The organism is Vibrio sp. 1580, assembly GCF_033340055.1.
This window is the reverse complement of sequence record NZ_JAWOVT010000080.1, coordinates 1-1,055: the sequence shown is the minus strand read 5'-3', so window position 1 is coordinate 1,055 and position 1,055 is coordinate 1. Positions and strand designations below refer to the sequence as shown.

Genomic DNA, 1,055 nt, shown 5'->3' with positions numbered 1-1,055 from the left:
GAGCGAGTTTGCTATGATGCGCTCCGCACTTGAGAGATGCGTTGGGAAAACATTTTTCAAGTATAAAACACCCTGGAGGGGTTCCCGAGTGGCCAAAGGGAGCAGACTGTAAATCTGCCGGCTCCGCCTTCGATGGTTCGAATCCGTCCCCCTCCACCATATTGAAAAAGCCAGCTCATCGAGCTGGCTTTTTTCGTTCTATACATCGTAAGATCAACACCCATTCTAACAATCTCTCGCTCACCCCACGGTGTCGCATTCATGTTCTACGAACTCCTACTGTAGCTAAGATCTTCAACCAATACCGACAACCACATTGCTTTAGGCCAAACTCAACGTTAGAACCGATCTTTTAACAGGTAAGAGTTCTTCGACAAGACACTGAATAGTATTAACTTTCTAAATCTCTCAAGAATAACCACAACAAAATACTAACTGAGCTATCCCAGATGCCAAATGGCTAAGTCATTAGACTGCTAAATCATAAAACGACTGAGTTGTATTGTGCTTAGCTACGGAGCATTGCCTTTCGCTTTTACCTGTAGAGCTATCTCCGCTCATCCAACAATTAACAGATACAAAAAATCCCGCTAAATAGCGGGATTTAATTAAGACTAAATTGAACGAGCTTGGTGATTAACCTTGAATACCAACAATCAACCAAGGTGCATTCGGTACCGTTAGGTCACGCTCTAGGTGCCAGATATCTTCAATATCTTCCTCTACACCTTCTGCAGCATCACGGTAACGGCCACTAAATTGCAAACTTAATTGTGCTTTGTTCGCATCGTATTCAGCACGAACGATCTCTGCATCGACATACATCACATCAGTGTGCTGCTCACCTTCTAGCTTCGCGCGCTCAGCTTTCAGATCTTCAAATAGACTTGGAGAAACATATTCTTCAATAGTGTCTAGTTGGTTGTGGTTCCACGCACCTTGCAAAATGCGGTAGTGCTCACGAGAACCGTTAATAAACGCAGCTTGATCGAAACCCGGTGGGTAATTGTGTGGTACATCTGTTTGAGCACCAAAACCGTTGAAACCGCCTGCGT

The 1,055-nt window shown here is 44.4% G+C and carries 1 protein-coding gene and 1 tRNA gene; one reads left to right on the top strand and one right to left on the bottom strand.

The window, feature by feature from the left end:
• Positions 1-74: 74 nt before the first annotated feature.
• Positions 75-159 (top strand) — tRNA-Tyr (locus R7093_RS24155).
• A gap of 477 nt (positions 160-636) precedes the next feature.
• On the opposite strand, the gene R7093_RS24150 is transcribed toward R7093_RS24155, so the two are convergent.
• Positions 637-1,055, bottom strand: a 419-nt coding sequence (locus tag R7093_RS24150; RefSeq protein ID WP_318146877.1) for a Tim44 domain-containing protein, incomplete at its 5' end; no start/stop codon positions are given.